The organism is Terrisporobacter muris (assembly GCF_024621905.1).
GTDB classification, from domain to species: Bacteria; Bacillota; Clostridia; order Peptostreptococcales; family Peptostreptococcaceae; genus Terrisporobacter; species Terrisporobacter muris.
On the sequence record NZ_JANKBY010000166.1, the window covers coordinates 1 to 7,648 of the forward strand.

The 7,648-nt window shown below is 27.7% G+C and carries 8 protein-coding genes; 1 reads left to right on the top strand and 7 read right to left on the bottom strand.

All coding sequences use genetic code 11. The annotated features are described in order from the left end of the window. Nucleotides 1-115 precede the first annotated feature (115 nt). Complete coding sequence (locus NSA58_RS12480) at nt 116-1,225, top strand: DUF362 domain-containing protein (protein WP_074078742.1); 1,110 nt, start codon at nt 116-118, stop codon at nt 1,223-1,225. Between the two features lie 69 nt (nt 1,226-1,294). Here NSA58_RS12480 and NSA58_RS12485 read toward each other — a convergent pair whose 3' ends face one another. The 7 genes from NSA58_RS12485 to NSA58_RS12515 all read right to left on the bottom strand — a co-directional run. Continuing rightward, entirely contained in the window at nt 1,295-2,053 is a 759-nt protein-coding gene (locus tag NSA58_RS12485) for an N-acetyltransferase (RefSeq protein ID WP_074078741.1), read from the bottom strand. 13 nt (nt 2,054-2,066) lie between these two features. Next, entirely contained in the window at nt 2,067-2,690 is a 624-nt protein-coding gene (locus tag NSA58_RS12490; RefSeq protein ID WP_139045074.1) for a GyrI-like domain-containing protein, read from the bottom strand. Between the two features lie 32 nt (nt 2,691-2,722). After that, complete coding sequence (locus NSA58_RS12495; RefSeq protein WP_074078739.1) at nt 2,723-3,640, bottom strand: helix-turn-helix transcriptional regulator; 918 nt, start codon at nt 3,638-3,640, stop codon at nt 2,723-2,725. 188 nt (nt 3,641-3,828) lie between these two features. Continuing rightward, on the bottom strand, nt 3,829-4,422 hold the full coding sequence (locus NSA58_RS12500) for a BtrH N-terminal domain-containing protein (protein WP_257560516.1): 594 nt from the start codon (nt 4,420-4,422) through the stop codon (nt 3,829-3,831). Between the two features lie 205 nt (nt 4,423-4,627). Continuing rightward, nucleotides 4,628-5,776 carry an iron-containing alcohol dehydrogenase gene (locus NSA58_RS12505; protein WP_039678977.1) on the bottom strand — a complete coding sequence of 383 codons (1,149 nt, stop codon included), beginning with the start codon at nt 5,774-5,776 and terminating at the stop codon, nt 4,628-4,630. A gap of 80 nt (nt 5,777-5,856) precedes the next feature. Then, complete coding sequence (locus NSA58_RS12510; protein ID WP_052232901.1) at nt 5,857-6,210, bottom strand: helix-turn-helix transcriptional regulator; 354 nt, start codon at nt 6,208-6,210, stop codon at nt 5,857-5,859. A 326-nt stretch (nt 6,211-6,536) separates the two neighbouring features. After that, nucleotides 6,537-7,648 (bottom strand): KamA family radical SAM protein (locus NSA58_RS12515; protein WP_330652570.1); only part of this gene is annotated, 1,112 nt, incomplete at its 5' end.

The following is a 7,648-nucleotide window of genomic DNA, read 5'->3' on the forward strand; positions in this document are numbered from 1 at the left end:
TTAATTATATATTTAAATTCTTTTCCAAATTATATATATAAATTTATGGAAGAATTATTATTATAGGATTATAATATATTGAAATAACTTATTTTTCATATGGAAAGGGGAACTTATGAATAAATCAAAAGTATATTATACAAATTTAAGAACAGACTTTAAAAATAATCTACTAGACAAATTACAAAAACTAGTTATCAAAGCAGGAATAGAAGATATTGACTTTGAAAACAAATATAGCGCTATAAAAATACACTTTGGAGAACCCGGAAATCTAGCTTATTTAAGACCTAACTTTTCTAAGGTTATTGTGGATTTAATAAAATCAAAAAATGGCAAGGTATTTTTAACAGACTGTAATACTCTTTATGTTGGTGGTAGAAAAAACGGACTTGAGCATTTAGATTCGGCCTATACCAATGGTTATAATCCATTTACTACAGGATGTCATATAATAATTGCTGATGGAATAAAAGGTACAGATGAAGCTCTTGTTCCTGTTGAGGGTGGGCAGTATGTTAAAGAAGCTAAAATAGGTCAGGCAATAATGGATGCTGATATTTTTATTTCTATGAGCCATTTTAAAGGACACGAGTCTACAGGTTTTGGTGGTGCCTTAAAAAATATAGGTATGGGATGTGGATCTCGCGCTGGTAAAATGGAAATGCATAGTAATGGAAAACCTTTTGTAGACGAAAATTTATGCGTTGGATGTAGAACATGTTCAAAAAACTGTGCACATGAAGCTATTTCCTTTGGAGAAAATAAAAAAGCTTCTATTGACCACGATAAATGTGTTGGATGTGGCAGATGCATTGGATCATGTAATTATGATGCCGTAAATTCTCCTACTGATGAATCAAATGATATTTTAAACAAAAAAATAGCTGAATATTCTAAAGCAGTTTTACAAGGTAGACCTCATTTTCATATAAGCTTTGTTATTGATGTATCTCCTAATTGTGACTGTCACAGAGAAAACGATTTAGCTATCATTCCAGATGTTGGTATATTTGCTTCTTTTGACCCTGTTGCTTTAGACATGGCATGTGTAGATGCTTGCAACAAACAATCTATCATACATGGTAGTTATTTAGATGAAAAAGACCTTAGTACTCATGATCACTTTATAAATACTCATCCTGAAACAAACTGGGAAGTTTGTATAGATCACAGTGTTAGACTTGGTCTTGGAAATAAAGAATACGAATTAATAGAAGTATAAAATTTAAATAATAAAAGAGTAGTAATCTTATATTGTTGTAAATCCAATAAAAGTTGCTACTCTTTTTATTTACAATTGTTGTAAATTAAATATATAATCAAATTTCTTATTACTTATAATTTCATGAGTTATAAATTTTCCATTGTAATATAAGCTATATGTAGTAAAAGGTATATGAGAATTTTGCGCTTGCTTTTTATTTTTAAATCTAACAGTTTTCAAATTTATTTTTCTTTCCTCTGCATAGTCTTTTATAAGAGAAACATACTTTGAAGTAAATGGGCATTGATGTGAATAATATAATACAAATCCTGATTTATTTATAATTTCTTCTTTTACAGAATTTTTGAATTTAGGTATAAGTACCTCTTCTCCAAATGGGAAATATAGCAATTCAAAGTATGGATTGACAGCATCGGCTACTAAAAAACCCTTATTTATAAGGTATTTTTTATCTGATAAATAAGGTTTCTTTTTGTTTGAAGATAATATTACTAACCCATTTTTCCCCTTATCTTTGCTATCTTTTATACATTCCTCAAGTAGCTTACTACCTATGCCTTGTCCTTTATATTTTCCTGACACCCAAAAACAATTTATAAACATATAATTATATGCAACAATTGGACACCAAGCATTTTCAGAAGGTATATATTCAATAAAAACTTTACCTCTCACATCTCCTTTCTTAAATACTAATCCATTTTTTAATTCATTTTTAATCCAATCTTTTTTTGACGAAACTTGATATTCTCCCTTTTTATCAGAAAGAGCACAACATATATGTTCTTTATCTATATTTTCAAAGTTTAAATCTATAAAATTCAAAACAGATTCCTCCTTAATTAGTTTCCACCATATATCTCAAAACTGTTTTAAGTTTTTCCTGTGATATTTTTCTAAAATCAGATATATAAATTTCTCTATGACTTTTATCCCTTAGAGATAATTTATTGTTATGACAAAATTCTTTCATAATTTCAAAAGTTCTATATTCCTCATCAAAAGGTCCCACATGCATCATTTGAACACACATACCTTCATTTATTTCTCCAAATTCAACTTCATCTAAATACTTGTTAAATTTTTTCTTTTTAGTAATATCCATTGCTAAATCAAAAACGTCTTTTGTAACAAATTTAGGTTGTCTAATCATTATATTATATACTAGATGATTTTTATCAAAAGTCTCTTTTTTCCTACCTTCTTCGTCCAATCCCCACATACCTTCCAATGGATATACTGTATAATCAAAGTACCCTTCTGGAGTTATATCTTTTTTAGGCATCATTTTTATAGCATAAGCTATGGAATATAGTACACCTACTTTTTCAGAAAATTCCTCACTGTTTGGATTTCCACTACCTTTTATTTGTATAAACTTAAACTTTTCCATGTTGACAATTTCAGGTTTATCTTTTGGCAAATAATATTTCTTTTCTTTTTTTCTCCATTCATGTTTCATAATGACTCTTCCTCTTTCTTAAATTAAATATATTAAAACTTTTCATTATAAATATTTAAAGTTTCTTTCATCTTCTGTAAAACTATGTTTCTTATACGTAATGGCTCTAATACTTCCACATAAGGTCCAAAAGAAAGTATATATCCATACAACCATTCACTTTCTGGAAATTCCATTGTCACTTCATAAGTTCCATCTTTATTTTCCATAATTGATTCTTCATCAAAATCATCAAAAGCTCTGTATAAAGCTTCTTTTTTTACTTTTAATTTCACTTTTACAGTATTCCAAACTTCTTTTTCTTGTTTGTTTTTTTCTACTAGTTTAAAATCCCTTTTTATAAAACTTTCTTCCTTCATCTCAATATTTTTTATTCTACTTATTCTAAATAATCTAAAGTCTTCCTTTAATCTACAATAACCATACAAATACCAACTTTGCCCTTTGTAAATAAGTTTAATAGGTTCAATAACTCTCCTAGACTTATTTGCCAAACTATTTACATAGGTGTATTCTATTAATTTATTATTTAAAATTGCATATTTAATTTTATGAAATTTATCGTCTTTATGGGTTTTGTTACCCCATCTAGATAAATCTATATCTATCCAATTATCATTGTTATTTGTCTTATTCATAAATCCCATCTTGTCAATTACAGAGCTTATCTCTGGATACTCAATAGTTGATAGGGCTTTTAATGCCAACATTAAACTTTCCTTGTCATCTTTAGATAATAAGGTTTTATTTATTGAAAAATCTTCTAGTAAACTAATGCCTCCATTTTTCCCTTTGCTCATATAAACTGGTACTCCTGACAAAGATAATGTTTCTATATCCCTGTATATGGTTCTAGTGGATACTTGGAATTTATCTGATAATTCCTTAGCTGTAACTGTTTTTTTATTCAAAAGTATCAATATAATTTCTGTTAATCTATTAATTTTCATGGAATCCCTCTATTATTTTAATTATTTTATAAAACTAATTGATATAATTTGCTTAATACAAAAGTTTCACCTTTATGTATTCCCTTTATTATATCAGACATTTCTATCAATAATTGTTTATATCCACTTTCATATAGATTCCACATGAGATTTCCTACTTTATCCCATTTTTTAGATATATTTATAAATTATTCTCCTATTTCTTTTATTTCTCTTGATTTTAATATAGTACTTGCTTCTTTTAGAAAATCTCCATACATACGCCTGAAAATTCCACCACCAGTGCCACCATCTGCATTTATTTGAAAATAATTAGTCATTCCAGCTTTTCTTAATTTTTCATCTTCAAACTTGCTCCATTTCAATATTTCTTTTGAAAACTTGTTAATACCATTTAAACCTAATAACTGTGCTGATGGATTTAACATCTTGTCACAAGTTTCTCTTATGGCTGCTTTTATTATATTCGGTGTAACTTTTCCACATTTATCAAGTTTCATATCTAAATATTTATTTTTAGCCGGAAATGGTCTATGATTACTACTTCGTGCCTGTTCTATTTCGAAATAATTTGCTAAATGATAATCTTTAGATATATAACCCTTTGGAGTTCTTATTGGATTATCAGAATTATCTCTGTCACTTATATAAAATTTATTTTCTTTATCATCATATCCAAAAATAACTATGGCATGTCCTCCAAAATGACTATCTTCTTCTAAATTTAAATATTTCAAATAAGACATATCTACATATACTAAAACTGCTTTATTATCATTTATTAGCTTGTTAGTTTTATCACTATAAAATCATCTCCTTTGATTAGATATTATCATTACTAATATGACAACATTATGTCTTATTAATAATATTTTTATATATAAAGAAAGCTATAATCGATAAATTTTGTATTTATCAATTATAGCTTATTGTTATAAGGTTTATTTACATGTACTAATTTATTAAAAATTAGACAACACTTTCAAATTACATAACTTGTGCTAATATAGCTTTTATTTCATCATGAGTAGCTTGAACTGGGTTAGTAGCACCACAAGCATCTTTCAATGCATTAGTAGCTAATATATCAAAATCTTTTTCATTAGCTCCAAGTTCAGCAAATCCTTTAGGTATATTAACATCAACAGATAATTTTCTGATTGCAGCTATACAAGCAGCAGCACCTTCATCATCATTCATTCCAGATACATCTACACCCATAAATTTAGCACAGTCTTTTAATTGCTTAGCAGCAACTTTAGCATTAAATTCTTGAACTGCTGGAAGTAATATTGCATTACATACACCGTGTGGTAAGTTATAGAATCCACCATATTGATGAGCTATTGCATGAACATATCCAAGTGAAGCATTATTAAATGCCATACCTGCTAAAAATTCTGCATAAGCCATTTTATCTCTTGCTTCCATATTATTTCCATCAGCAACTGCATCTCTTAAATAATCACTTATAAGTTCAATAGCTTTTTGTGCACAAGCATCTGTAACTGGAGTAGCAGCAGTAGATACATAAGCTTCAACTGCATGAGTTAAAGCATCCATTCCTGTAGCAGCAGTTAAAGAAGCAGGCATACTAACCATTAAATTAGGGTCATTTATTGCAAGAACTGGATTAACATGTTTGTCAACGATCGCCATTTTAACATGTCTTTCTTCGTCAGTTATAATAGAGAATATTGTCATTTCAGAAGCTGTACCAGCTGTAGTATTTATAGCTATAAGTGGAAGTTGAGGTTTTTCAGAAACGTGAACACCTTCATAATCTTTAATATTTCCACCATTTGTTGCAACTAAAGCTATACCTTTTGCACAATCATGCGGAGAACCTCCACCGTAAGATATAACAAAATCACATCCATTATCCTTAAGTACTTTAACACCATCCATTACATTAGTAACAGTAGGGTTTGGTTGAGAACCAGGATATACAACAAATTCAACACCATTAGAAGCTAAATTATCAGTTATTCCTTTAAATTCTGCACTACCAGCAGATCTCTTTCCACAAACTATTAAAGCTTTTTTAAATCCTCTTGATTTTATTTCCTCTGGTAAACTGTCTGAACATCCTGGTCCCATTAAACTAACACTTGGCATATAAAAAGTAAAAGCCATATTAAAAAACCTCCTTAAAATTTTAATTTATTGTATATATGTAGTTAGCTACATAATAACTTAACATTTTAGAATAAAACTTATTTATTCTTAATTTTGCAGGATTCCTGATATTCCAGTGGTGTTATTCCGTAAACTTTTATAAAATTTTTATTCAGATGACTTAAATCGTAAAACTCATATTTACTTGCTACTGTGTTAATATCGACTCCTTCAGATAAATCATTTTTAACTGCTTCTATTTTGCAATCTAAAATGTATCTATATGGAGTTACACCAACCTCTTCTTTAAATATTCGTGAGAAATAAAATTTAGATAAGTTTATATACTGACAAATTTCATCGATACTTAGCTTCTTTTTTATATTGTCATTTATATATTTTATTGATTTGGTGATATAGGGATTAGCGTTATATATTTTACTACTTGGCATGACAAATATTAACGCTCCTTTCTATTTAGTAAACAAAAGTTGCTTAATATAGCGCTATTTAGTTTTATTGTATTTACTATTATATTTGCTATAGTTATATTATAGAACAACTTAAGTTTTCGTGTATAGTAAGATATTGCTTTATTTCTATAAATTCACAATATTCTAGTTATTATACAAAATACATAACTAGAAATTAATAGATAAAACCATCATCTAAATTCAATACATTTTAAATGATGGTTTTTATACAAATATAGTTATCTAACGAAAGCATATTCTATTATAATCTATTTTTTATTTTATTATCACTATTCTTAATAGCTTTAATATATCCATGTTTGATCTTTAGCTACTTCTTCTATAAATACTCTTCCTCTATCCTCCTCATATTTAGCTTGATGATATTTAAATACTATTTTAGTATCATCAATTTTTCCTACTATTTCAATTTTCCCCCTTACAGTTGACATACAATATTTAAAACATTTACCTTGACCATTTTGCAAATTTTTAGCTCCTTCTACTATATCAATAGCTTCTTTTAGTGGGACTTGAAATTGATTTTTCACACCTGTTACAGGTCTGCATTGAAAAATATAATAAGGTATTACTCCTATTGATGTAATTTTCTTTAATAGATCCCCTAGTACTTGGCTATCATCATTTACACCTTTCAGTAATACAGTTTGATTTTTTATGATAACACCAGCTTCTTTTAAATATTTAATAGCATCACTAGCTTCATTGGTAACTTCTCTTGGATGATTAAATTGAGTTACTACATAAATCTGCTTATTTTCACTGTATTTACTAAGTATTTCTTTAAGTTCATTATCTCTTGTTATTCTTTCAGGATATACTACAGGTATTCTTGTCCCAAACCTGATAATATCAATATGAGGAATATCACATAAAGCCTCTAAAAACTTTTTAATTTTTTTATTACTATTTAAAAATGAATCTCCTCCAGAAATAAGTATATTACTAATTTCTTCGTGTTCTTTAATATATTCTAACATATCTTCAAAATGTTTAGCTATTTCTTCATCTGATAAACCTACTAAACGTTTTCTAAAACAATGTCTACAATACATTGCGCAGTGATTGGTAGATAAAACTATAACTGTTTGTTTATATTTATGTTGCATTCCTGTAATAATAGTATTATCTGCTTCACCACTTGTATCAAAACTTCCATTTAGATCTGTTTCTTCTAATGAAGGAATACACATCTTTTTTATAGGATCATTTGGATCATTAAAATCAACTAATGATATATAATAAGGTGTAATAGACATAGGGTATTTTTCAAGTATTTCATTCATTTTTACTTTCTCATCTTCTGTTAAATTCAAATATAAATTTAAATCTTCTACTCTTGTTATATTCTTTAATAACTCTATATTTTTCAATATACCACCCCTTAATAAGTAAA

Coding starts and splice junctions, on each gene's coding strand:
- NSA58_RS12480 (WP_074078742.1), top strand. CDS start 116: ATGAATAAATCAAAAGTATATTATACAAATTTAAGAACAGACTTTAAA.
- NSA58_RS12490 (WP_139045074.1), bottom strand. CDS start 2,690: ATGAAACATGAATGGAGAAAAAAAGAAAAGAAATATTATTTGCCAAAA.
- NSA58_RS12495 (WP_074078739.1), bottom strand. CDS start 3,640: ATGAAAATTAATAGATTAACAGAAATTATATTGATACTTTTGAATAAA.
- NSA58_RS12505 (WP_039678977.1), bottom strand. CDS start 5,776: ATGGCTTTTACTTTTTATATGCCAAGTGTTAGTTTAATGGGACCAGGA.
- NSA58_RS12510 (WP_052232901.1), bottom strand. CDS start 6,210: ATGCCAAGTAGTAAAATATATAACGCTAATCCCTATATCACCAAATCA.